The organism is Halocatena pleomorpha, from assembly GCF_003862495.1.
Taxonomy (GTDB): domain Archaea; phylum Halobacteriota; class Halobacteria; order Halobacteriales; family Haloarculaceae; genus Halocatena; species Halocatena pleomorpha.
Genome location: NZ_RRCH01000013.1, coordinates 18,118 through 40,610, shown reverse-complemented (window position 1 = coordinate 40,610; position 22,493 = coordinate 18,118). Strand labels below are relative to the sequence as shown.

The following is a 22,493-nucleotide window of genomic DNA, read 5'->3' as shown; positions in this document are numbered from 1 at the left end:
TCGGCCATCGTGACCATCGTGACCGTCTCGACCATCTCGGCCATGGCGGCCACGGTGGTGATCGTGATTATCGCGACGGTCCTTTTTGTCCGGATGGTGGACACGGAACCAACAGATCTTCTTTTTCTTGGGGCACTCGATCTTAACGCGGTGATGCCCTCTGTCCTTTTTGGAGCGAACCGTTTTTTGTTTCTTACAGCCCTTGAAGCGACCGCGCGACCGACCTCTCCGGTGGTGCTCCTTTCGGTTCTCGTTGTTGTTCTCGTCGCGTTTCTTGTGCTTCTTGCGTTTCTTGTGCTTCTTTTTCCGAGTGGCGAAGGTAACCGAGAACGGGAAGGGAGCACAGATCATCACCTTCCGTTTGTCGCCTTTGATGTAGAATTTGTCCGGGTCGACTTCCTTTCCGATGTCGTCGTACGTGTCGGGCCACCACTCCCCGTATTTGCGCGTGTATGCAATATTGAGGTCTTTCGGAGTTTTCCGTTTGTGGTGTTTCCCGTCCCTTCGACCGTCACTGGCTGACGCGACGGTGATCCCCGTCCCGAGCGTCCCGAGCGTAACGCCAGTTGCACCGAGCATTTTTACCAGGTCTCTTCGTCCAATTCCGTCGCGCTTCCTGCTGTCTTTCGGCATGACGCAGTAGTCCCTGAGAGGCCGTTTCCGTTTTGTTATAGAGTTCTTGTATTGATTTGTATTTTATAGAGACGTGTTATGAGTTTCATTACGATATCTAGTAGTAACACCGATTGTCTTCATATCCAAATAAAATTATGCCTATGGAATTTATTATATAAAATATAGTCAAGTCACTACTGATAGTTGGGTGGTTCATCGATCATTCTATGGATCGTTCCAGCCACTCGTGATCGTGTTTCTCGCTCGATCCGTTTGGTCTCGAACAGTTCCGTGGCGCTCGCCGCTGCCTGAACATCCCGTTCGAAGTCCAGCATCGGGTATTCGACGTGTGTCAACACTAGTGGCTCGGGCGGGGCAGCACCCACGCCGTCGGGACCGGAGAGTCGTTCGGCGGAGAGCACGCGATCGACATCATCGCGGTCGCCGTGTGCGACTGCGGTGAGGAGTCCGACGACGCGGCGGACGAGTTGCCGAGCAAACCCAGACGCCCGGAGCGTGATGCGGAGATACGGACCAGCCGTTTCGAGTTTTGTCTCAAGCGTCCGCCGAGTACGGTCCGTGTCAGGGGTGAGATTGTGGAAATCGTGGGTTCCATCGAGTGCGGACAGCGTTTCGCGTACCCGATGGAGTGCCACATTCGGCGCATGAAGGTGATACGTGTATTCGCGGTGAGTGGCGTCGTGGGTCGCGTGAAACGCTGGCGACGCCTCCGCACTCGCCCATGCCCGAATGGCAGACGGGAGTTCGCTGTTGAGCGCCCGCGGTGAGAGCCACGCCGGACAGTCAAAAGAAACCGTCTGGGCGACAGCGGACACTCCCCTGTCTGTCCGTCCGGCAGCGGCGTACCCTGTCGGACGGTGATCACCATCGAAGACGCCGAGAGCTTGGAGTGCACAGAACAGCTCGCCCTCAACGGTCGGTACGTCGGGTTGGCGCTGAAAGCCGTGGTAGCGGCTGCCGTCGTAGGCCACTCGGAACGCACGGTGTCCCATCAAGCGTAGTCGTCGTACGTCGGTCGTCCCTGCTCTGGTGGGAACGAATCGAGCGGTGCCGTCGTCTGTTCACCGCTCTGCATGTCTTTGATCGTCACCTGATCGGATTCGAGATCCTGCTCGCCTACGATGATCACTGTTTGAGCGTTGATGCTGTCGGCGTACCCCATCTGTGCCCCGAAACTCCGCCCCGAAACGTCGGTTTCGACGGTGTGGCCAAGCCCACGCAACGACTGCACGATCTCGGCGGCAACACCACGCGTCTCACCGACCTGCAACACGTAGTAGTCGGTTGTGAGCGATTCCTCGGGCCAGACGCCCGCCCGTTCGAGCAACAGAGAAAGCGTCGAGTGGCCCAGCGCGACCCCGACCGCCGGCGTCGGCTGTCCCCCATATTCCTCGATCAGTTCGTCGTATCGCCCGCCGCCGAACACCGATCGGGAGACATCCCCCGTTGAGTCGAAACACTCGAACACGGTCCCGGTGTAATAATCCAATCCACGGGCCGTATCCAACGAAATCGTGCAGTATTCCCTCGCGCCGAAGTCCTCGGTGGCCGCCAGCACCGCACGAAGATTCGTGACGGCGTCGGTCAGTCGTTCGTTGTCCGAAAACGATGTCAGCTCCGACAGGTCGTCGGCCGACAGCAGTTCATCGAACGTTCTGGCTTGTGCGTCCGTCAAGCCGCTCTCGACCAACAGATCGTAATACGCCGTTCGTTCAATTTTCTCGCGCTTGTCGACCGCACGAATCGCCCTAGCCACGTCGACATCGGCGTCGAACGTTTCGAGTAGTCCACCGAGGATGTCTCGGTGACTAACCCGGAACTCGAACTCCTCGCCCGTGAGTCCGAGTTCAGTGAGCGCGTCCGCTGTGAACGCGAGGATCTCGGCGTCAGCTGCTGGATCTGACGAACCAAAGCAATCGATGTTCGTCTGATAAAATTCCCGGAAGCGACCCTGCTGTGGCTCTTCGTACCGCCAGAACGGACGCGTCGAGAACCATTTGATCGGTTTCGTGAGTGCTTGCTGTTTGGCGACGACCATGCGTGCAACGGTCGGCGTCAACTCCGGGGTGAGTGCGAGTTCCCGCCCGCCCTGATCAGTGAACGAGTACAGTTCCTCGACGATTTCCTCGCCGCTTTTATCGATGTACAACTGCGTGCGTTCAAGTGCTGGCGTTCCGACCTCTCGGAAGCCGTATCGACGGGCAACGCGCTCTAGGGTGTCAATAACTGACCGTCGCGCACCCATCCCCTCGGGGTAGAAATCGCGAAATCCCTTGATATTCTCGTACATACGCGACACTCTCGGAGAGTACACTTCAACTGTGCGGTAACGTGAGCACGATGCCGACCATCTGCCTCAGCGTCTGCGAATGTTGAAACTCTGTGAATCCGGCGTCAACTCCTGAAGAAGCTGTTTCATCTGGTTCTCGTCGATCTTGCCCTGAACACGACCGCTCTGTGCGAGAGCGATCACTTGGCGCTCAATCTGCTCGCCGTGTTCTGGCTTTGACATCTTCACCGTGTTGAGGCGTTTTCGAGCACCGTCGGTGAGATTCTGACGAAGCACTGCCTTCTTTTGCGCTTCAGCCTGCTCCTGTTGTGCTTGGAGTGCCTCTTCGTCGACATCCTGCTGTTGCTGTTGCTCTTTGAGCTGTTCCATTTTTTTCTCTCGGAGTTCCTCAAGATCGTCCTCGTTCGACATGCCCATCGATTAGAGAGGACGACACAAAACCGTGACGGGCCAAGCTGAGGTGGTTAGTGAACCGACGACGGATCGGTCGTCGGGATGATTAGGCGTACCGTTCCAGCTCGGGCCGGTCGAGATCCGCAAGCACGTCGGAGGCGGTCTCGTCGAGAAGCGAGCGACCGTCACCGCTAATTCGCCGACCTTCGCCCTCTGCGATCTTAACGAGGCCCTCTGATTCAAGCTGTTGGAGGATCGTACGGATGACGTTACCGCTGGCGTCGGCTTTCATGTCGGGACGAACGCGGTACCGCGTTGATCCTTGTTTCGAGCCACCGTACTGCGTCCGAAGTCGCTTGATCCCGACCGGGCCGTCGATCGCTACCCGTCGCAGGAGGCTGGCACCACGACGTTGCCAAAAGTTTTCTTCTTCTGGGGGCAGTTCGCGGGAGACGCCCGATTTCGTGTAGGCCGCCCACTCCGGTGCTTCGATGTCGAGTTCCTCGGCGACCGCTTCGATGAGCGCGTCGGCCGGCACGTCGTAAAACGTCGTCATTACGGATCTATCCTCTCGCGCGCTGTTTAAACACATCGATGTGCCCTTTCGTTCACCGTCGGAGTCGATCTTCGCAAGCCTATAACGAACCCGTGGTGGTTTACAGTGGCGGATCGTGTAGTGGTGATGACGATGCACGAACGGGCTGCGCTTTCCCTCATCGATTCGTGGCTTCCGGCCGCGGGTGACGACGGAGCGGTCGTGGACGATCTCGTGATCTCGACGGATATGCTCCACGAGACGACAGATTTTCCGATCGGAACAACGCGATACACGGCCGGGTGGCGGTCGGTCGGCGCGTCGCTGTCCGACATCGCTGCCATGGGCGTTGAGGCGACGGCAGCGGTCGCGGTGTACGGATCACCGTCCTTCGAAGAGAACGCGCTACGAGATTTCATCGACGGCGCACGAGCGGTGTGTGAACTGTGCAACGCGGCGTACGTCGGGGGCGATCTCGACGAACACGCCGAGTTTACTGTTGCGACAACCGCCATCGGCAGCGGCACCGCTCCGGTTTCCCGGTCGGGGGCAACGCCGGGCGAAACCCTCTGTGTGACCGGCACGCTGGGACGCAGTGCGGCCGCACTCGAACTGTTTGAGCACGAACCGGAGCTGGCGAACGCACTGTTTCGGTTCGAGCCGCGTGTGACGACCGGGCAGGCGATCGCAGCCCACGCGGGCGCGATGATGGACTCAAGCGACGGACTTGCGCGGTCGCTTCACCAACTCGCAGACGCAAGCGGCTGTGGGTTCGACGTGGAGCGTGATTCGCTCCCGATCGACGAGCGGGTTTACGACACCACGACAGACGCTGCCGAAGCGTTCGAACACGCCGTTCATTTCGGTGAGGATTTCGAGCTCGTGTTCACGACTGACGACGTTGCGGCGGTCCAAGCGGCTGCGTCTGTCTCAGTGACGCCGATCGGTACCGTTACCGAACGCAACGTGACGATCGATGGCGAACCGCTCGCAGACCGCGGATACAGTCATTAGCGCGCTGACTCACACCAGCTGGAACGGAACGGGTGTGAAACAGAGTAGCCCGAGCACGAACGTGATCACGCCGATCGCTATTCGCCGCGAGTCGAGTGGTTCGTCGCGGATCGGGTGCGCCGGGCCAGCGTACGCAAAACCGATGGTGATGAGTCCCCAAAAAAACCAGAGGAAGACGGATTCGAGCGCGAACTCACGCACGAACAGTAGATACGAACCGAGCACGAACAGCACGGCAGGGACGAGTGCCGCGACGGTTTCCTGTCGCTTGCCGAGCATCGCACGCAGGAGATGCCCCCCGTCCAGTTGACCGACCGGAAGGAGATTGAGAAACGTGACGAACATTCCGACCCAGCCACCGACGACAACGGGGTTGACCCGTTGGCCGCTTTCAGCGAACGTCAGTTGTGAGTCGGTGGCCACAGCGATGATCTGGATGAGCGGCGGGTAGTTCAAGTTCTGGATCTGGTAGATCGGTCCCTCCACAGTGACCGGATTGAGCTGTAACCCCACCGTTGTTACGACGACGGCGGCGATGAGTCCGGCCAGCGGCCCGGCAACGCCGATGTCGAACAGCGCCTTCCGACTCGGGATCCGTCCTTTCATTTTTATGACTGCTCCCATCGTTCCGAAAATTGTCGGGACAGGAATAAAATACGGCAGACTCGCGCTCACCCGGTGATATCGACTCATCACGTAGTGACCGAGTTCGTGGATCCCGAGGACGCCGAGAACAGCGAGTGCGAACGGCCACGCGTTGAGGATAGTGGTCGGATCGCTTCCATCGAGTCCGTACCACTGTAGCCCTGCATACAGCGTCGTTACGATCGTGAGCAGTCCGAAGAGGAGATTGTACCACGGTACTCCATCGACGCCGATCGATCGCTGTTCAGCGACGAGCGCCTGACGTTCCGTGCTGATCTCGACGCCAGTGATGGGATCGGTTTCGTCGTCGCTGACGGTCGCTAACTGCACTTCATAGCCGTGCTCTCGAAACAGGGGCCAGACGTGCTGTTCAAGCACTGCTGGGGAGACGGTTGGCTCTCCGAAATACAACAGCCGATCGTCCTCTCTCCGAATTTCGGTGACATCGAAAACCGACGAGAACGCTTCGGCAGGAGGTCCACCAACTGGTTCGTCGGTACCGGCCATTACCGACATCACGGTCTCAGCAAAAATAAACCCCGTGAGTGACGCCGCCGTGTTTCAAAACGCACGGCTCATACGGGGAGTACCAAACGGAGGGCAATGGACTAGCCAGAAGGGGAACAGACGGGGGGGACCTAGCCGTCTGTCGTGACGCGCCACGTCGTGGCGCTCGTGTACGACCACTTCTCGATTGAGAGATCTGTGGCCGAATCACGGAGCTTGCACATCAACGCGCCGATCTCCTTGGGAGAGAGACCAACATCGTCAGCGATGAATTTGCTCTTAAAGTACACCTCACCGTTATCCTCCACGGCCTGCTGGTGAAGATATGCGAGAAGCCGCTCTTCTTTGTTTGCTGGGAGGGATTCAGCGTTGCGTTGAGAGGGGATTGCGCTCATGCTTTTTCACATATCTCCTGTTGAGAGACACCGGCATATAAGGGGAGGAACGCTAGGGCTAATTCACGTTCTGGAGCCGCAAAGCCGCCTGAATGTCGCTAAAATGTACCATTCACGACTGCCTCAAACGACTGCAAACGTTTTAAAACCGGGGCTGAGGCCGTCGTTTCGAATCTTCGGATTCCCTCTTGTACCTGCACGTCCCTTGGTCAGCGTTCGGTCTCCCTGCTTTGGAAGCGGAAAATATAACCTATTGTTTGACGGTGAGTGGTTGGGGTGCTGCGCCCGCGCGGCTCACGGCGTTTGTGACCGTTCGTGGACCCAGAACTCATCATCAGTCGTCACCTCCTTTTTGAAGAACGGCACCTCGTCTTTGAGGCGATTGATGCCGTCTTGGACGGTTCGAAACGCCTCCTCTCGGTGGCCGGCGAGCACAACCACGAAGACGATGTCCTCTCCTCGTTCGATGACGCCGGTTCGGTGGTGGAGACACACGTCATAGACGCCGTCGCGGTCTTCGAGTTCGGATCTGATGGTTCGTAGCCGTTCGGCTGCGACATCCTCGTAGGCTTCGAACTCCAGTTGTTTGGTCGGCGCGTCGTCAGGATCATTTTTCACGCGCACGCGACCGGTGAACGTGGCGATCGCTCCCGCTCTGTCGGCATGGGGAGATCGTTTCACGCGTTCGACGAGCGATCCGAGCGTTTCGTGGGGATCTGTGCCCTCAATGGCAGCAAGCAGCGGTTCGAGCGCACAATCGTTCGGATCTGTAACGGTTGCGATCGACTCACCAGCGTGATCGGCGTCGTTGATGGTGATAGTTGGTAGCGTCACCTCAGCGACGCCGTCAAGCAGACAGTAGTCGTGGTTCGGCGCGAGTTCGTCGAGGATATCGGACACCGGTCGGTCGTCGCTATCGTTGTATGCGGTCCATCCATCGGAACTGCGTCCGACGGAGACGCCAGCGCCCACCGCAGTGTACCCGATGGCGTCCTCGAACCCCGGTGCTGGGGCGACCGGAAGCGAGGAAACGGTTGCAACCGATCCGTCGGTCGCAAGTTCGCCAACCAACCGTTCGACAAGATCCGATGCGTGGGGACCGACGACGGTGACGGTGTGCATACCACTTGTATCCGACGGCACGGTTTAGGTATTTTGTGACGCTGAGCGAAATAGCCTCGATATCGCGTTAATAACTCTTAAACGGGTAACAGGGTTACGGCGTGGCAATGAGAGTAATCGTTTCCGTCGGTGGGAGCGTTCTTGCGCCGGATCTCGACAGTGAGCGCGTGAGGGCGTACGCCGACTGCGTCGAAACACTTCGTTCGGCGGGCCATGAGATCGGTCTCGTCGTCGGTGGGGGGCGGGTCGCCCGTGAGTACATTGAAACAGGCCGCAATCTGGGGGCGAACGAGATGGCGCTCGACCAACTCGGAATCAGAGTCACGCGACTCAACGCGCGGTTGCTCATCGCTGCGCTCGGTGAGGCGGCCGTGCCGACGCCGCCGGAGTGTTATGAGACCGCTGCTGCTGCGCTCCGGCGGTCGGAGATCCCCGTGATGGGTGGGATGGTGCCCGGACAGACCACGGACGCTGTGAGCGCGGCACTCGCGGAAACTGTCGACGCGGATCTACTCGTTTACGCCACGAGCGTTTCGGGTGTGTACAGCGAGGACCCCGAGGATAATCCGGACGCGAAACGCTATGACGAGCTTGCGACGACCGATCTTGTCGACATCATCGGGGACATCGAAATGAACGCGGGGAGCAACGCGCCCGTCGATCTCCTCGCGGCGAAGCTCATTCAGCGTTCTGGAACCCGAACGATCGTGTTGGATGGCACCGATCCGGACGACGTGTACCGGGCGATCGGGGCGAGCGAGCACGATGGCACGGAGATCGTCCCATGACTGAGAACGATGCCTCCGTGCAGTCCGACGCGGTCGACGACACCGGGACGGACCACCGTGCGTTTTGGGCTGACGAGGTTGCCGACAAGATTGAGACCCGCGATCCTGCGGAGCCGATCACCATCAAGGGCGGCGTTTCCCCCTCCGGCGTCCCCCACATCGGCCATTTGAACGAGATTCTGCGAGGGTATTTCGTGGCTGAAGCGCTCCGCGACCGGGGGTATACGGTCGAGCAGGTGTTTACGAGCGACGACAAGGATCGATTGCGCAAGATGCCCCGGACGCTCGCATCGCTGGACGGGGAGATCGTCGGTCTCGATGACGTAGACGCCGGCGCACTCGGACAGAATCTCGGCAAGCCGTTGACCGACATCCCGGATCCGTTCGGCTGCTGTTCGTCGTTCGGTGCCCACCAGACCGAACTGCTGCGCAAGAGTGCCGAAGCGATGGGTGTACCGATCAACGTCGTTTCGAACACCGAACTGTACGCCGAGGGCGCGTTCGAGGCTGTCACCCGGACAGTACTCGAACACCGCGAACGCGCGCGTGAAATCCTCACTGACTATCAAGAGAAGGTCGACGACACGTACGTCCCGTTCATCCCGCAGTGTGAATCGTGTGGACATCTGACCGAAACCGTGACCGCGATCGATCTGGCGGAGGGAACAGTCGACTACGTTTGTGACGCCGTCACGGCCGGCGACCGTGTCATCGACGGCTGTGGTCACGAAGGAACGGCAACCCTCCGTGAAGGCAAACTTCCGTGGCGGTTCGAATGGCCGGCTCAGTGGACGATACTCGGCGTCGACTTCGAGCCGTTCGGGAAGGACCATGCCAGTGGTTCGTGGCCCAGCGGCACAGAGATCTGTCAGGAGTTACTTACAACCGAGCCGCCCGTGCCGATGGTGTACGAATGGTTTACGTACAACGGGGCCGCGCTGTCTTCCTCTTCTGGCCACGTCATCACCGTCAACGAAGTGCTCTCGATGCTCGAACCCGAGGTGTTCCGCTATTTTTTCACGAAGGATCCAAAGCGCGCGCGTGATTTCGACGTACAACGGCTCGATCAGCTCGTCGATGAGTTCGACCGCTTCGAATCGACGTACTTCGATCGAGTCGACGTAACCGACCGCGAACGCGCCATCGCAGAGCGTGCGTATCCGATGGTCGTGGATTCAGTCCGCGAAGACCGGGTTCGTATTCCCTACACGTTCGCTGCCGTGCTCGGAATGACAGATGACAGAAAACTTCGCGCGTCGATGGCTCGCCGCAGCGGTCACCTTCCCGATGACGCGCCGGAGTGGGTTGTTGACGACGCGCTCGCACGCGTCGAGAAGGCGCGCACGTGGGCGGTACAAACGGACAACGAGTACAACTACCGCCTTGCTGAGTCGCTGCCCGACATCTCTGTTTCCGAAAACGAAGCTGCAGCGCTCGATTCGCTCGCTGATTTCATCGAGCGCGAGAATCCCGATGGGGAGACGCTCCAACAGCACATCTACGACATTGCCCGCGAGCACGGGATCGAGGTGGGGGACTTCTTCGAGTTGGGGTATCGGCTGTTTCTCGAGCAACCACAAGGTCCTCGACTGGGACCGTTCTTGGCGGCCGTGAGTCAGTCATTCGTCGTTCGTCGGCTCCGTCGAGAACGGACGCCAATGGAATAGTGTGTACGACGTATCTGATCAGGGATAGCCAACGATACTGAAACATCACGACGTGAAAGAAGATAAGGCTCATACGAGTACCACTGTTTGAGACGAACGATGGTTGATACGCTCTGGTTGGCTCTTGGTGGGCTGATGCTCTATTGGCTCGTCGTAACGGTCGCCCAACAGCGCGGATGGCTCCCCGACCAAGTCCGGGCCCAAGGGCCGATCACGACGATCCACACCCAATACGGAAAGGTACTTCTCGATCGACTCTCCCGGCCAAAGCGGTTCTGGCGTGCGTGGGGCAACTTCGGCGTCGGCGTGTCGCTCGTCGTGATCGCCGGTATGTTCGGGATGGTGCTCTACTCCGGCATCGTGGCGGTGTCGAATCCCCAACCCACCGCTGTCAACGAGCCCCAGAACGTGTTAGTGATCCCCGGTGTCAACGACTTCCTCCCACTTTCGGTCGCTCCGGAGATTGTCTTCGGATTGCTCATCGGATTGATCGTTCACGAAGGAGGCCACGGCCTGTTCTGTCGCGTCGGAGACATCGACATCGAGTCGATGGGGGTTGCGCTGTTGGCGATCATCCCGATGGGTGCGTTCGTGGAGCCAGAAGAAAAAAGCCGACTTGAAGCCGACCGAGGGAGCCAAACGCGGATGTTCGCCGCGGGTGTGACGAACAACTTCGCGCTCTCAATCCTCGTCTTCGTGTTGTTGTTCGGTCCCGTGGTCGGCTCGATCGCCGTTGCGCCGGGCGCTCCTGTTGGCGATGTCGTCTCCGGTTCCCCTGCCGCAAGCGCTGGCATCGATCGCGGCGACCGCATCACGAAGGTCAACGGCCAGCCGATCGCCAACGGATCGGATCTCGACGAGACGCTCACAGAGACCCCGGCGCAACAGGTGTCAGTGACCGTCGAGGATAGTGATGGGAACCAACAGACCAAACAGGTGAATCGCGAGCTGTTCCTAACACACACCGCTCCGGGCGTCGTGAACGCAAATACGACCACAGAGAACGGCACGCCGCCCCATATTCAGTCCGTTAACGGAAGTCAGGTCTCTACCCGTGCGGAGTTCTACGAGACGCTCGAAGCGAATCCGGTGACGACGGTGACCACCGACAACGGAAGCTTCGAGTTGATCGCTGGGACTTCCATCAGTCGGGTCAACAATGACAGTCCGCTCGCTGACGACGTTCCGAACAACGCGGAGATTATCATCACCGAGATCAACGGCGATCGGATCGTGACTGACACCGATCTCCAGCAGCGCCTCTCGAACACCTCGCCCGGCCAATCTGTTTCCGTGACGGCCTACGTCAACGGCACGGAACGCCAGTACAACACGACGCTCACGGACGGTCCTGAGAACCACGGCTACCTCGGGGTGGGCATCCACCGCGGGACCGGCGGAATCGTCGTGGACGATTTCGGCGTGTTCGAGTATCCAGCACAGCAGTTTCTCACGATGCTTGGTGGTGGTACGTCCCTCAGCATCCGTGGCTTCCTCAGTCACTCGATCAGCGTGCTATTCCTTCCGCTGGCGGGGGCTGTCGGACTCACCTCGTACAACTTCGCGGGGTTCGTCGCTCCGATAACGAACTTCTACACCGTCACCGGCCCGCTTGGCTTCCTCGGGGGGTGGGTGTTCCTGCTGGCCAACCTGCTGTTTTGGACCGGCTGGATCAACATCAATCTCGGATTTTTCAACTGCGTCCCGGCCTATCCGTTGGACGGCGGGCATATCCTCCGAACAGGCACCGAAGCCGTCGTTTCGCGGCTACCCATCGAAAACGGTCGGGTCGTCACACGCACCATCACCACGTTCGTCGGTCTGAGTATGGGCGCTGGATTGATCCTGATGGTGTTTGGCCCACAGCTGTTTAACTGATCGTCGGTATCAGTTATCTATTTGATAACAAAACCGAAAGATAGATACTTCGCTGGGTAGCTGTCCATATATAATGGGAAAGGAAATTGTAGATAAACTCCGGCAGCCGGAACACACCGGTGAGAACCGATGTCTGCCATGCACAGTTGTGAACGTGGTGATCGCAGCGGTTGGGAGCCTCATCGTGTCGCGTAAATCGCGCGTCTGGGGCGGGCTTGCGTTCGCCGGATCGCTTGCGTGTATCCATCTGCGCGGATATCTGGTCCCGGGGACTCCGACGCTCACCAAACAGTATCTGCCGGCAGAAGTACTCCGGTGGTTCGGCAAGGATCCCGACGACGTTCCGGTCCGGAGCGGATTCGGGGATCCGAACGAACAACTGGACGGTTCTTCTGCGGCGTCTCCCGCCGAATCGGAGGGGCGTTCGGAGGTGACTGACGACGCACCGGCCACCACTACAGATCTTGATCCCGACGAGTATTTCCTCGAAATCGGTGTCCTCGCGCCGTGTGAGGAACACGACGACCTCTGTTTGACCGAGGAGTTCTCGACGAAGTGGACCGAGGAGATCGAGCGAGTAGAGAGCGCGGACGCGAGTGCCGACCACGTTGCCACGGCGTTCGGGATCGATGAGCAAGACGAGGAGTACACCATCGAATCCCACGACGACGCCCGGATTCTCAGACAGGGCCAGCGAATGATCGGGCAGTGGCCGTCGAACGCTGCGCTGATCGCAGATGTCAGTGGGACAGCAGTCCTTGAGGAATTCGATCCCCAGTGGGACGAACGCTCGCCCAACCAGAAGGGCCAGCTCCTCAACGGGCTTCGGCTGTTTCTGGAGGACTGTCCCGGTGACGGCGGTGCTATCGAGTACAATGAGGAAGTCGTCGAATCGTGCTGTCAATCCCACAGCGTCCTCGCCGTGACGTGTGCAGACAGCGATGAACGGCTCGTCGAGTTTCCGTTAGACGAGATCGAAGCCTGATACGCAACCCGCAGTTCATCGTCGACGGTACTCCCATGCTACAGTTTTTCACGCCGTGCTAAGGTCACACTGTGGCGCTCTCAAATAAAACCACCGAAAAGCGTAGAGAGATCCAGTTCAGCTATCGAATGAGGTTGTGTACGCTATGGTCCGCTCGACCTGCGCCTGAAGACGCAGGTATGCGCTCGCGCTCTCAAGTCACGGATCCCAGCGTGGAAGAACCGATCGGCACGCTACAAATAACTCCAAAGGTCCTTGTCCGCTGGAGACGAACGATCTGTATGCCAGAAGCACCACAGACCGACGAGGGGTGGTACGCGTTACACGACTTTCGCACAGTCGATTGGGACGCGTGGCGCGACGCCACCAAGCGCGAGCGTGACCGGGCCATCGAGTCCGGTATCGACTATTTACAGGCCCACGAGGCGCTCTCTGACACCGATGAGGAGGCTGGTGGATCTGCGGTGTTCACCGTGTTGGGACACACGGCTGATCTATTGATTCTCCATCTCCGACCCACTACGGCCCAACTCGACACCGCTGAACGCACGTTCGAGCAAACGGCGTTCGCCCGATTCACCGAGCAGACCGCCTCGTACGTCTCAGTGACGGAAGTCTCGGGCTACATGTCACAGGAGTATTTCGAGGGCGAGACCGTCGAAGACAGCGGGATGGCCCGTTACATCCGCTCGCGGATCGAGCCGGAGATCCCTGACGCCGAGCACGTCTGTTTCTATCCGATGGACAAACGCCGTGGAGAACAGGACAACTGGTACGATCTCCCCTTCGAGGAGCGCGCGGATCTCATGTCGAACCACGGCGAGATCGGACGGGAGTACGCGGGGAAAGTGACACAGATCATCACCGGGAGCATCGGCTTCGACGATTATGAGTGGGGGGTGACGCTGTTCGCAGACGATCCGACCGAGATCAAACACCTCCTCTATGAGATGCGCTTTGATCCGTCCTCCTCGCGGTACGCAGAGTTCGGCTCGTTTTATTTCGGACGGCGCTTCGGTCCGTCGGATCTCGACGCCGTCTTGGCTGGCGATCCTGTCGACTGGGATGGTCGCGCGGAGGACGACTCGGCCGCCAGCGAACTGTCTGCCCGTCTCGATCGCCTCGGTGTGACACTCGACGCACCAGCAGACACAGAGCCACACGCCGTTCTCGTGTCGTGTGACTCCTCTGTCGAGGAACTCACAAACGCCGTTAACGATCTTCGGGGCAACTTCGAGCATTACGACAGTCATATCGAGACGTTCGTTCACGACGGCGACGAGCCGACAGTCATCAGTACGTGGACGACCGCTCGCGCGGCCGATACCGCCGCCGGCTTTCTCGACGATCTTCCGGGCGCGACCGAGACGCTCACCGGATCGACCGGCACCGGTGACGACGATAGCGGTGGGAATCACGGACAACAGGCGTCAACGTCGTCGGATCTGCGATCCGAGCTTGCGTCTCTCGACATCTACGCCGGACAGCCCCACGGCGAGGACGTTCACGCGATCGTGCTCTACTCGACGGCGCCCGTCGACGAACTCGAACACGCTGTTGGCGATCTCAGCGACGGATTCGATCGGTACGACACACACGTCGACACGAGTGTCTATCAGGCGCACGATCAGGAGCGATCCGCTGTGGTGAGTCTATGGGACACTGAAAGCGGCGCTGAAACCGCGGGCGGATATCTCGCTGATCTCCCTGAGATCGTCGCCCGCCCCGGTGACGAGACGGACGGGTTCGGAACGATGGGGATGTTCTACACCGTAAAACCCGAGCACCGCGAGGAATTCGTCAGCGCGTTTGAGGAGGTCAACGACGTGCTTGCGGGGATGGACGGCCACCGCGAAACCGATCTCATGATCAATACGGCGGCCGAAAACGACATGTTCATCGCCAGCCAGTGGCGCTCGAAAGAGGACGCTATGGCGTTTTTCCGGTCGGACGAGTTCCGTGAGACGGTCGAGTGGGGCCGTGACATCCTCACCGATCGGCCGCGACACGTCTTTTTGGCGTGAGAAATCACAAACAGTTGATCGCAGCCAGTGCCGTCAGTCGCTGGCGTGACGCGGTCGATTGGCCCGTGATGGTGGGGGGAACTGTCCCGTTGGATCGGTGTCGACGGGCTGTGACGGCAGCACACACCGGTCCGGTTCTTGGTTGACGTGCGCGTACTGCTTGGGGGTGTTCGCAAGCGGGTGCGCCGGATTCTCGCTGCTATCGATGCGAGCGGCACGAAGCTCTTGAAAGCCCGCGATCCGAGCGCGGATCCCCCGCCAGTGGTGTTGAGACAGACCAGGAACCTGAAACGGGTGCGGTGGACCGATGCTGGGCTGCTTGGCTGCGATCGTCGCCCGGTTCACGTTCGCGGCCAGATTGTCGTGATCGATGAGCACCCCAACCCGTGTGTCTCGGGGTGCTCGGGCGCTGAGGATGTCTAACCCGAGGTGTAACGCACGGTACTCCGCGACGTTGTTGTTCGGAACGTCATCAGGGAGCGACCGGCGGACGACGCGCTCGCCGTCGCGGGTTTCAATGATGACGCCAAGCCCACCACCGGCGTCGCTGAACGAACCATCGCTAGCGATGTAAAAATCTCGGTGGTGCGTTCGCGGCGGATGGGCAATGTGAGGAGTCGGCGATTCATCGAACAGGTCTCGCAAGCTCGGCCGGCCGTATGCGGCCATATCTATCACTACTTCTCTCCCACCTTAAATCTGCTGCCGATAGACACAATTATTAGTTCCTACATCGTACGACAACAAATAAGGAACCTGTATATCAGACCAATGTCAGGGTGAGCGACAACCGGCAAGATGTTTGGTTTTCTATATGTTTACAGGGGAATGTGATCGTAGAGTAGGCCATGACGCACGACGACAGTGGGGATGGCGCAGACGGTCCGAGCGATCTGTCGACCGAAGACGCAACCGATGATATTCCGGTGATGACGTATCGACGAACGTTTTTGAAAGGATCGGCCGCAACACTCGGCGCGAGCACACTACCGGTTTCGGCCGTTCGCGCGTCCGAGACGGGCGCGGACCGATCCGAGCAGCAAGTTCGGACGGACACGGGATCGGACGGCATGGTTTCGACCGTCCACCCACGAGCGACAGAAGTGGGGGCAGACGTGCTTCGGACCGGCGGCAATGCGATCGACGCCGCGGTTGCGGCGCAGTTCGCGCTGAACGTGGTACAGCCCCACGGCTCGGGGATCGGCGGCGGCGGCTTCATGCTCGTTTACATAGCCGAGGAAGACGAACTCTACTCAATTGACAACCGCGAACGAGCACCCCTTGGCGCGACCCCCGAGATGTTTCTGGACGACGCGGGCGAACCGATCCCCTTCAAAGAGCGGATCACACTCGGGGAGGCAGTCGGCGTTCCCGGCACACTCAGGGCGTGTGATGTGGCTCTCAAGCGGTTTGGAACCTGCGAGCTTTCCGAATTGATCACGCCGGGGATTGAACTCGCGAGCGGTGAGTGTTCCGTCACGGTGGATGAACATCTCGCAAGCGTGATCGAAGCGGAACGGGAGAAGTTCAATGACGCTGCCCGATCGGTGTTTGTGCCCGATGGCGAACCGCTTCAAGCGGGGGACGAACTGGTACAACCGGCGTTGGCTGACACGTTCCGACAGATCAGAGCCGACGGGATCGGCTCGTTTTACACCGGCGAGATCGCAACAGCGACCGCCGATGCCGTTCAGAAACACGGCGGCAGCATGACCGTCGACGATCTCGCCAGATACAACGTCACCATCGATCATCCGGACGCCGGGGAGTACGGCGACCTGACTGTTCGGACCCAATCGCTTCCGAGTTCCGGCGGGTTGACGATCGCACAACTCCTCGCGCTGTTGGAGGCGTTCGATCTCGGTCAGTACGAACGTCGGTCGGCCGAAACGTATCACAGGTTGATCGAAGCCTTCCACTTGGCGTACGCGGATCGGGGTGAGTACATGGGCGATAAGGCGCTCGTCGACGCGCCGTGGCAGGGGCTGCTCGATGCGGAGTACGTCGATCAACGGCGCAGCCTGATCGATCCCGACAGCGCCGAGCTTGCAGGGGCTGATCCCGGTGATCCGTGGGCGTACCAGCCCGGCGACCCCTACCGGGTTTCGACGCGTAAGCGTAGCGAGACCGACGGCTCAAAGCGGCTCAAAAGCCCGTTCCAAAGCGATCTCGGCCAAACTACGCATTTCACGACTGCTGACAGCGAGGGGAATCTCGTCTCCTGGACGAGCACCATTGAACAGTTCTTCGGCACCGGAATCATGGTGCCCGAACACGGGTTCATGCTGAACAACGAGCTGACGGATTTCGACGCCAAACCGGGCGGACCCAACCAAGTCGAGCCGACCAAACGACCGCTCAGCAGCACGAGTCCGACCATCGTCTTCAAAGACGGCGAGCCACTCATGACGATCGGCTCCCCCGGCGGCAAGACGATCATTACGACGATTCTACAGGTCATTCTCAACGTTGCCGAGTTCGGGATGAGCCTCCCGGACGCCGTTGCTGAGCCGCGCATTTACGCCGACGTGGATCCGGCAGTGGTTTGGGAGGGGACCGTTCCCGCTACGGCGCGCCGCCAGCTCGGTCGGCTCGGTCACGACATCGAGGAGACAGCGACGCCGCTGGGCAATGTACAGGCGATCGCCGTCAGGGACGAGGAGTATTTCGGGGTGGCAGACGGTCGACGCGATGGCTCGGTGATCGGTTTGTAGCCGGGCTGACGTTTGCCGGGATCGGAACGTAAACTGTCGATCCGTGTGGAGTCTCTGTGTGCGCTATCGAAATCTCCTCTTGTTTCTGGTGCTCGCGGTTCTGTGGGGATCGGCATTCATGGCAATCAAGGCGGGAGTAGCGTACTTTCCGCCGGTGTTGTTCGCTGCGTTGCGGTACGACATCGCTGGGATCTTGATGCTCGGCTACGCGTGGTACGCACTCGATGATCCCATCCCTCGCACGCGCAGCGAGTGGCGGCTCATCGCCATCGGCGCGGTGTTTCTGATCGGAACGTATCACGCGCTGTTGTTCATCGGAGAAACCGATCCAGGGGTCACCAGCGCCACCGCGGCGATCGTCGTGTCGCTCTCGCCGGTGTTGACGACCGCGTTCGCGCGTCTCATGCTCCCCAGCGAACGCCTCGAAACGCTTGGACTGGGTGGACTGGTGCTCGGTTTCCTCGGCGTGATCGTTCTGGCACGACCAGATCCCTCAAACCTGTTCGCCTCGGACGTGGTGGCGACGTTCCTGATCTTCGTTGCCGCCCTCTCGTTTGCGTTGGGCAGCGTGCTCACCCGTCGCGCCGACGCTACGCTCCCGATCGAATCGCTTGAAGCGTGGTCGATGCTCGGTGGAGCCGTGCTCATGCACGCGGCCAGCATCGGACTCGGTGAGTCCCCACAAGCGATCACGCTCACGACCGAGGCGCTTCTTGCGCTGGGCTATCTGTCGGTGTTTGCGAGCGCCATCGGCTTTCTCATCTACTTCGCGCTACTCGAACGCCTCGGCCCGATCGAGATCAATCTCGTTTCCTACACCGCGCCGCCCGTGGCTGCCGTCACTGGCTTTCTCGCCCTCGGAGAACGCATCACTCTCACGACGGTCGCTGGATTTGGTATCGTTATGGCCGGGTTCGTCCTGATCAAACGAGACGCGATACGGCAAGAACTTCCTGTATTCGGTTCCGAGCATACCGGTCCGGCCGACGACTGACGCTCACGGTACGACCGTCACCGGTATCGATGAGCACCGAACAACCGTCTCAGCGACGCTGCCCAACAGCAACCGAGAGACGCCCCGTCGTCCGTGACTCCCCATGATGATCCGATCGATGTCGTTCGAGTTGGCGTGATCAATGATCGTCCGGGCTGGACGACCCATCTCGACCACTGTCTCGACTACCATCCCCTGTTGTTCTGCCGTTTGCTTTGCGCCAGCAAGCCGGGCCTCAACCTGACTCTTCTCGGATCGATACCACACCTCAGCAGCACCCGGCGCACCAGCCCCCGCTCCGAATCCTGAGGACGGATCAATCACCGTCAGGAGCGTTAGGTGTGCGTCCGGAGCGATCTCCATGGCGTGGGCGAGCGCGCGTTCGGATGGCTCCGATCCATCGTGTGGGATGAGCACATCCTCAACCATATTGATGCATAGTGGTTATTCGAACAAGAAACCTCCGACGGGATATTTGACACATTCGTCGGCTTACCCAACGGATCGGTGAGCGTTTGAAACGAAGGCTAGTTACCCGCTGGTGGCGAGGGTTTGGGTATGGACGCGGCGCTCATCGTCCTCGACGGATGGGGTATCGGATCGAGTGAACGGGACGCGGTCGCTGCCGCGCGGACGCCAACGTTCGATCGACTCCGATCGGAGAACGGTTCGGGGACGCTCACGACACACGGACGGTCGGTTGGGCTGCCGACTAGTCAGATGGGTAACAGCGAAGTCGGCCACTTGACCATCGGCGCGGGTCGGGTTGTCGCTCAGAGTTCAACGCGCGTCTCCGACGCGATCGCTGATGGCTCGATCACCGAGAACGAAGCGCTCTCCGGCGCGATCGAGCACGCACGGGCACACGATGGACGCGTTCACCTGATGGGATTGGTCAGTGACGGCGGCGTCCACTCCTTGCAGTCACACTTACACGCCCTCATCGAGTTGGTCGCAGACCACGACGTTCCGGCTGTCACCCACGCGTTCACCGACGGTCGTGACACTCCACCGACGAGCGGGATAGAGTATCTCCGCGAGTTGGAGGCGGTCGCTTCGGCGGCCGGAACCGGCCACGTCGCCACGGTGTCCGGGCGCTACTACGCGATGGATCGAGACGAGAACTGGGACCGAACGAAACTCGCCTACGACGCCATCGTCAATCGGAGCGCAGAACACACCGCGACTGGCGCTGTCGAAAGCGTCGAAAACGCCTACGACCGCGAGGAAACCGACGAGTACATCGTACCGACGCTGATCGAGGGCGAGCCGGCGCTCACCGACGGCGATGCGGTTATCTTCTGTAACTTTCGGGCCGATCGGGCGCGACAACTGACCCGGATGCTCGCTGACATTCGTCCCGAGTGGTCGTTCGAGACGACGCCACCCGACACGTTCTTCGTGACGATGACGGAGTACGACGCCACCTTCGGTCTCCCGGTCGCGTTTCCGCCCACCGAACCCACCGACACACTCGGGGAAGTCGTTGCTGCCCACAACCGGACACAGCTCCGACTCGCTGAGTCCGAGAAGTACGCCCACGTGACGTATTTCCTCAACGGCGGCCGAGAAGTGGAGTTCGCGGGCGAACACAGAACCATCGTTGACAGCCCCGACGTGCCGACGTACGACCACCAACCCGAGATGAGTGCGCCCGAGGTGACCGACGCCGCGATCGACGCCATCGACCGCGATGACCCGGCGTTGCTTGTGCTCAACTACGCCAATCCGGATATGGTCGGTCACACCGGCGATTTCGAGGCGGCCGTTGCGGCAGTGGAAGCCGTCGATACGCAACTCAACCGTCTCGTCAAAGCGTGTCGCGGGGCTGGCGCGCAGGTGTTTGTCACTGCTGACCACGGCAACGCCGACGAAATGGGTACGCCCGAGAGTCCCCACACCGCTCACACCACCAATCCGGTGCCGTTCGTTGCGGTGACAGACGAAGCACACGACGTACGCGAGGACGGCACGCTTCCAGACATCGCGCCCACGGTGCTGTCCGCCATGGGGATCGAGGTGCCCGAGGCGATGACTGGCGAGTCGTTGGTCGTGTGATCGTTGCTCGTCACCCTTCCCACGCCGCAAACGCTTCGTAGATGCCTTTCGAGAGGTACCGCTCGCTCGTATCCGGAAAGACGGTCACTACCGTCGGGTGTGGCACTGACAACTGTCCGTCGCTGATCCGTTCAGCGACGCGTTGCGTAGCGGCGCTGGCCGCCCCTGCGCTCGATCCGACGAGATGGCCTTCCTCACGGGCGAGCCGTTTCAGCTCCGCCTGTGCCGCCCGATCGCTCACTTGCAGCACGTCATCGACCAGCTCCGGCTCAAACAGTTCGTTCGTCGCCGGATCGCTCGTCCCAATGCCTTCGGTCTTATACTCCTCGTGGTCGGTTTCTGCCCCGAAAAATCGCGTGTACACCGACCCTTCTGGTTCGACGGCACAGACGTGGGTGTCAGGGTGTTGCTCACGAGCGTACCGCCCGATCCCCATCAGGGTGCCTGCCGTGCCACACCCGGCGACGACCGCCCCGACTTCGCCGTCAAGCGCCTCGTAGATCTCCGGGCCCGTCGTTTCGTAGTGGGCCTCAGCGTTCAACGGGTTCGAGAACTGCTGTGGAACCACGCTGTTGTCGATCTCCGCAGCGAGTTCGTGCGCCCGCTCAACCGCGCCCGCTATTTCGGCCTCAGTGGGCGTGTTCACCACTTCCGCACCCAGCGCGCGCATGAGCTGCTGTTTCTCCCGGCTGAACCGCTCGGGAACCACACAGATCGCTTCGAGACCAAGCTGTTTGGCCGCGATCGCAAAGCCGATCCCTGTGTTTCCCGCCGTCGGTTCGATCACCGTGCCGCCGGGATCGATGTCGCCCCGTTCGAGCATCCGTTCGAGCATGTACTCCCCGATCCGGTCTTTCACACTCCCACCGGGATTGAACGATTCCAGCTTCGCGTACACGTCGACCGATGACGGACCGGTGTGGACAGCGACCAACGGCGTTTCTCCTACAGTGTCGAGCACCGACGACAACGGCTCTTTGTGTGTCGTCATTCGATGGCAAATATTGCACTTCACACTATATTAAAGTGCCATGAATAATTGCTACCGATCCACTCGATCGACCGCGTCGGTGAGTGCCTCGACGCGGGCGTGTGCCACAGGAGCGTGGACAGCGCCGTCAGTTTTCAGTGCTGAGCCGACGATCGCGCCGTCAGCGATCGAGAGGAGTTCCGCAGCAGTGTCGTGGGTCACGCCGCTGCCGACGTACGCCGGGACGCCGCACTCGTGAGCAACAGCAACAACGGTGTCGAGGCGCTCTCGGGGGACTTCTCGTCCGGTGCCTGCGCCGGAGACGACCACAGCGTCAGCGAGTCCGCGCTCGACGGCGTCCCGTGTTTCGTTTCGCACGTTTTCGGGTCCCAGTGGTTCACTGTGTTTGACCGCCACGTCAGCGAGGATTCGCACATCGGCGTCCAACCGATCACTCAATCGGAGTGTTTCGTGTGCTCGTCCTTCGAGAACTCCTTGATCGGTGACGCGCGCGCCGGTATGGACGTTGATCCGGACGAACGACGCCCCGGTCGCGGCGGCGATCGACAGCGCGGCCTCGGCGTCGTTGCGGAGCACGTTCACGCCCACCGGTACGTCGACAACATCGGCCACAGCCCCGACGAGACTCGTCATCTCCGCAACCACGTGGGTCGGAACATCCGTTGGGTAGAACGGTGCGTCTCCGAAGTTTTCGACGATCACGGCGTCGACGCCGCCGGCAGTGAGCGCTCGGGCGTCGTCGAGCGCTCGCTGGCGGATCGCCGCACGGTCGCCATCGAACTGCGGCGCACCCGGCAGCGGATCGAGGTGGACCATTCCGATGATCGGCTGGGGATCGAACAGCTCCATACCCACCA

General features: G+C 60.2%; 21 protein-coding genes. 9 read left to right on the top strand and 12 right to left on the bottom strand.

Going from position 1 to position 22,493, the window contains the following annotated elements; all coding sequences use genetic code 11:
• The 5 genes from EIK79_RS06550 to EIK79_RS06530 form a co-directional block, all read right to left on the bottom strand.
• Positions 1–579: hypothetical protein (locus EIK79_RS06550; protein ID WP_148094132.1), on the bottom strand; the 579-nt coding region annotated here is incomplete at its 3' end.
• Between the two features lie 230 nt (positions 580–809).
• A complete protein-coding gene (gene truA, locus EIK79_RS06545; protein ID WP_124954326.1) occupies positions 810–1,628 on the bottom strand; it encodes a tRNA pseudouridine(38-40) synthase TruA in 819 nt (272 codons plus the stop codon).
• Positions 1,628–2,926 carry a histidine--tRNA ligase gene (gene hisS, locus EIK79_RS06540; protein WP_124954325.1) on the bottom strand — a complete coding sequence of 433 codons (1,299 nt, stop codon included), beginning with the start codon at positions 2,924–2,926 and terminating at the stop codon, positions 1,628–1,630. Before hisS ends, truA begins: the two co-directional genes overlap by 1 nt.
• Positions 2,927–2,992: 66 nt before the next feature.
• On the bottom strand, positions 2,993–3,343 hold the full coding sequence (locus EIK79_RS06535) for a DNA-binding protein (protein WP_233737997.1): 351 nt from the start codon (positions 3,341–3,343) through the stop codon (positions 2,993–2,995).
• 82 nt (positions 3,344–3,425) lie between these two features.
• A complete protein-coding gene (locus EIK79_RS06530; protein WP_124954323.1) occupies positions 3,426–3,875 on the bottom strand; it encodes a 30S ribosomal protein S19e in 450 nt (149 codons plus the stop codon).
• A 132-nt stretch (positions 3,876–4,007) separates the two neighbouring features.
• Between EIK79_RS06530 and thiL the strand changes: the two genes are divergently transcribed.
• The gene (gene thiL / locus EIK79_RS06525) at positions 4,008–4,868 is read left to right on the top strand and encodes a thiamine-phosphate kinase (protein WP_124954331.1); all 861 of its coding nucleotides are present in this window, start codon (positions 4,008–4,010) and stop codon (positions 4,866–4,868) included.
• 9 nt (positions 4,869–4,877) lie between these two features.
• On the opposite strand, the gene EIK79_RS06520 is transcribed toward thiL, so the two are convergent.
• From EIK79_RS06520 to EIK79_RS06510, 3 genes are all read right to left on the bottom strand, one after another.
• On the bottom strand, positions 4,878–6,020 hold the full coding sequence (locus EIK79_RS06520; RefSeq protein WP_124954322.1) for a site-2 protease family protein: 1,143 nt from the start codon (positions 6,018–6,020) through the stop codon (positions 4,878–4,880).
• Positions 6,021–6,151: 131 nt separating this feature from the next.
• Complete coding sequence (locus EIK79_RS06515) at positions 6,152–6,415, bottom strand: DUF7123 family protein (protein WP_124954321.1); 264 nt, start codon at positions 6,413–6,415, stop codon at positions 6,152–6,154.
• Positions 6,416–6,709: 294 nt separating this feature from the next.
• Entirely contained in the window at positions 6,710–7,537 is an 828-nt protein-coding gene (locus EIK79_RS06510; RefSeq protein ID WP_124954320.1) for a molybdopterin synthase, read from the bottom strand.
• Between the two features lie 107 nt (positions 7,538–7,644).
• Here EIK79_RS06510 and pyrH point away from each other — a divergent pair, with 107 nt between their 5' ends.
• The 5 genes from pyrH (at position 7,645) to EIK79_RS06485 (ending at position 14,879) form a co-directional block, all read left to right on the top strand.
• Entirely contained in the window at positions 7,645–8,325 is a 681-nt protein-coding gene (gene pyrH / locus EIK79_RS06505) for a UMP kinase (RefSeq protein ID WP_124954319.1), read from the top strand.
• Positions 8,322–9,992: a lysine--tRNA ligase gene (lysS, locus tag EIK79_RS06500; protein ID WP_124954318.1), complete on the top strand. Its 1,671-nt coding sequence runs from the start codon at positions 8,322–8,324 to the stop codon at positions 9,990–9,992. The genes pyrH and lysS overlap by 4 nt, the downstream gene beginning before the upstream one ends.
• 99 nt (positions 9,993–10,091) lie before the next feature.
• The gene (locus EIK79_RS06495; RefSeq protein ID WP_124954317.1) at positions 10,092–11,870 is read left to right on the top strand and encodes a site-2 protease family protein; all 1,779 of its coding nucleotides are present in this window, start codon (positions 10,092–10,094) and stop codon (positions 11,868–11,870) included.
• A 73-nt stretch (positions 11,871–11,943) separates the two neighbouring features.
• The gene (locus EIK79_RS06490) at positions 11,944–12,855 is read left to right on the top strand and encodes a hypothetical protein (protein WP_124954316.1); all 912 of its coding nucleotides are present in this window, start codon (positions 11,944–11,946) and stop codon (positions 12,853–12,855) included.
• A 281-nt stretch (positions 12,856–13,136) separates the two neighbouring features.
• A complete protein-coding gene (locus EIK79_RS06485) occupies positions 13,137–14,879 on the top strand; it encodes a heme-binding protein (protein ID WP_124954315.1) in 1,743 nt (580 codons plus the stop codon).
• A gap of 33 nt (positions 14,880–14,912) precedes the next feature.
• On the opposite strand, the gene EIK79_RS06480 is transcribed toward EIK79_RS06485, so the two are convergent.
• On the bottom strand, positions 14,913–15,548 hold the full coding sequence (locus tag EIK79_RS06480; protein WP_124954314.1) for a ribonuclease H family protein: 636 nt from the start codon (positions 15,546–15,548) through the stop codon (positions 14,913–14,915).
• A 179-nt stretch (positions 15,549–15,727) separates the two neighbouring features.
• Between EIK79_RS06480 and ggt the strand changes: the two genes are divergently transcribed.
• Positions 15,728–17,593, top strand: a complete 1,866-nt coding sequence (gene ggt / locus EIK79_RS06475) for a gamma-glutamyltransferase (RefSeq protein ID WP_233737996.1) — start codon at positions 15,728–15,730, stop codon at positions 17,591–17,593.
• A gap of 58 nt (positions 17,594–17,651) precedes the next feature.
• A complete protein-coding gene (locus tag EIK79_RS06470) occupies positions 17,652–18,587 on the top strand; it encodes a DMT family transporter (RefSeq protein WP_221621698.1) in 936 nt (311 codons plus the stop codon).
• A gap of 3 nt (positions 18,588–18,590) precedes the next feature.
• Here the strand turns inward: EIK79_RS06470 and EIK79_RS06465 are convergent, their stop codons facing one another.
• The gene (locus tag EIK79_RS06465; protein ID WP_124954313.1) at positions 18,591–19,016 is read right to left on the bottom strand and encodes a universal stress protein; all 426 of its coding nucleotides are present in this window, start codon (positions 19,014–19,016) and stop codon (positions 18,591–18,593) included.
• Between the two features lie 129 nt (positions 19,017–19,145).
• Here EIK79_RS06465 and gpmI point away from each other — a divergent pair, with 129 nt between their 5' ends.
• Complete coding sequence (gene gpmI / locus EIK79_RS06460; RefSeq protein ID WP_124954312.1) at positions 19,146–20,645, top strand: 2,3-bisphosphoglycerate-independent phosphoglycerate mutase; 1,500 nt, start codon at positions 19,146–19,148, stop codon at positions 20,643–20,645.
• Between the two features lie 10 nt (positions 20,646–20,655).
• Here the strand turns inward: gpmI and EIK79_RS06455 are convergent, their stop codons facing one another.
• Together EIK79_RS06455 and EIK79_RS06450 are read right to left on the bottom strand one after the other, a co-directional pair.
• Positions 20,656–21,636, bottom strand: coding sequence for a PLP-dependent cysteine synthase family protein (locus EIK79_RS06455; protein ID WP_124954311.1), 981 nt, complete (start codon positions 21,634–21,636; stop codon positions 20,656–20,658).
• Between the two features lie 51 nt (positions 21,637–21,687).
• Positions 21,688–22,485 carry a BtpA/SgcQ family protein gene (locus EIK79_RS06450; protein WP_124954310.1) on the bottom strand — a complete coding sequence of 266 codons (798 nt, stop codon included), beginning with the start codon at positions 22,483–22,485 and terminating at the stop codon, positions 21,688–21,690.
• Positions 22,486–22,493 lie beyond the last annotated feature (8 nt).

Coding starts and splice junctions, on each gene's coding strand:
- thiL (WP_124954331.1), top strand. CDS start 4,008: ATGCACGAACGGGCTGCGCTTTCCCTCATCGATTCGTGGCTTCCGGCC.
- ggt (WP_233737996.1), top strand. CDS start 15,728: ATGACGCACGACGACAGTGGGGATGGCGCAGACGGTCCGAGCGATCTG.
- EIK79_RS06485 (WP_124954315.1), top strand. CDS start 13,137: ATGCCAGAAGCACCACAGACCGACGAGGGGTGGTACGCGTTACACGAC.
- lysS (WP_124954318.1), top strand. CDS start 8,322: ATGACTGAGAACGATGCCTCCGTGCAGTCCGACGCGGTCGACGACACC.
- EIK79_RS06455 (WP_124954311.1), bottom strand. CDS start 21,636: ATGACGACACACAAAGAGCCGTTGTCGTCGGTGCTCGACACTGTAGGA.
- truA (WP_124954326.1), bottom strand. CDS start 1,628: ATGGGACACCGTGCGTTCCGAGTGGCCTACGACGGCAGCCGCTACCAC.
- hisS (WP_124954325.1), bottom strand. CDS start 2,926: ATGTACGAGAATATCAAGGGATTTCGCGATTTCTACCCCGAGGGGATG.
- pyrH (WP_124954319.1), top strand. CDS start 7,645: ATGAGAGTAATCGTTTCCGTCGGTGGGAGCGTTCTTGCGCCGGATCTC.
- EIK79_RS06520 (WP_124954322.1), bottom strand. CDS start 6,020: ATGGCCGGTACCGACGAACCAGTTGGTGGACCTCCTGCCGAAGCGTTC.
- gpmI (WP_124954312.1), top strand. CDS start 19,146: ATGGACGCGGCGCTCATCGTCCTCGACGGATGGGGTATCGGATCGAGT.
- EIK79_RS06465 (WP_124954313.1), bottom strand. CDS start 19,016: ATGGTTGAGGATGTGCTCATCCCACACGATGGATCGGAGCCATCCGAA.
- EIK79_RS06480 (WP_124954314.1), bottom strand. CDS start 15,548: ATGGCCGCATACGGCCGGCCGAGCTTGCGAGACCTGTTCGATGAATCG.
- EIK79_RS06490 (WP_124954316.1), top strand. CDS start 11,944: ATGGGAAAGGAAATTGTAGATAAACTCCGGCAGCCGGAACACACCGGT.
- EIK79_RS06535 (WP_233737997.1), bottom strand. CDS start 3,343: ATGGGCATGTCGAACGAGGACGATCTTGAGGAACTCCGAGAGAAAAAA.
- EIK79_RS06495 (WP_124954317.1), top strand. CDS start 10,092: ATGGTTGATACGCTCTGGTTGGCTCTTGGTGGGCTGATGCTCTATTGG.
- EIK79_RS06530 (WP_124954323.1), bottom strand. CDS start 3,875: ATGACGACGTTTTACGACGTGCCGGCCGACGCGCTCATCGAAGCGGTC.
- EIK79_RS06515 (WP_124954321.1), bottom strand. CDS start 6,415: ATGAGCGCAATCCCCTCTCAACGCAACGCTGAATCCCTCCCAGCAAAC.
- EIK79_RS06510 (WP_124954320.1), bottom strand. CDS start 7,537: ATGCACACCGTCACCGTCGTCGGTCCCCACGCATCGGATCTTGTCGAA.
- EIK79_RS06450 (WP_124954310.1), bottom strand. CDS start 22,485: ATGGAGCTGTTCGATCCCCAGCCGATCATCGGAATGGTCCACCTCGAT.